The sequence below is a fragment of the Corallococcus sp. CA047B genome (genome assembly GCF_003612065.1).
Taxonomy (GTDB): domain Bacteria; phylum Myxococcota; class Myxococcia; order Myxococcales; family Myxococcaceae; genus Corallococcus; species Corallococcus praedator.
In genome coordinates this window covers 1-952 of sequence record NZ_RAWD01000677.1, presented here as the reverse complement: position 1 = coordinate 952, position 952 = coordinate 1, and the positions used below count along the sequence as shown (strand labels likewise).

Sequence of the window (952 nt, the reverse complement as noted above, 5' to 3'; positions counted from 1 at the left end):
GTGGCGGGTGGGCCCGGCGCTCGCGCTGGAGGCGGCGCTGTCCGGGGAGGTGCTCCTGGGGCGGCCCCGGCTGGGCTACGCGCGGGACGGCGCGTTCGTGTTCCGGGAGGACGGCTGGTCCGTGCGACCCCGACTGGGAGTGGGAATGGTGATTTTTCCGTGAGCGCCGATGACCCGATTCCGCCGCGCGCTGCCTCTGTGTCGGACATGAGGAGTTCGGGCTCACATGCGACCGTCGCCCCCCGCGCGCCGGAGGACGCCCGACTGGCGGCGGCCATGCGGGGCCAGCGCGACGCCATCGAGTCCCTGCTCCTGGACTTGCTGCCCCGGGTGCGCAACCTGGTGCGCTACCTGGTGCGCGGGGACTCGGACGTGGAGGACATCGCGCAGGAGTCCCTCATCGCGCTCGTGCGGGGCCTGCCCACCTACCGCGGTGACGGGCGTTTCCACGGCTGGGTGGACCGGGTGGTGGTGCGCACCACGTTCGCGTGGCTCAAGCGTTCACGCGGGCGCGAGGCCCGCTACAGTGGGGATCCGGTGGAGTTGCTGGCGGTGCCGTCCGATGAAGCCCTGGCGGATGAATACGTGCACCGCCGTCACATGGTGACGCTGCTGGACAGGCTTTCGACGGAGCAGCGGCATGCGTTGGTGTTGCATCACGTCCTGGAATTGAGCGTGCAGGAGATCTCCACGGAACTGGGCGTCCCCTTCGAGACCGTGCGCAGCCGGCTGCGGCTGGGACGCACCGCCCTGCGTGCGCTGGCCTCCGACGGCGACGCGCCGGAAGGAGGCGCGTGATGGCCTCCTTCCCGTCAGGGGATGGCGACGAGGAACCGCTGAAGGACCTCCTGCGGCCGCTCGACGATGAATCAGGGCCGGCGCGTCGGCTGTCCCGCCAGCGCTCCAGCGCGCTCGTGGCGGCGGCGTTGGACGCGGCGCTCCAGCCCACGGC

The 952-nt window shown here is 71.7% G+C and carries 1 protein-coding gene; it reads left to right on the top strand.

The window, feature by feature from the left end:
• Positions 1–276: 276 nt before the first annotated feature.
• Positions 277–798, top strand: a complete 522-nt coding sequence (locus D7X74_RS42120) for an RNA polymerase sigma factor (RefSeq protein WP_120538483.1) — start codon at positions 277–279, stop codon at positions 796–798.
• Positions 799–952: the final 154 nt, after the last annotated feature.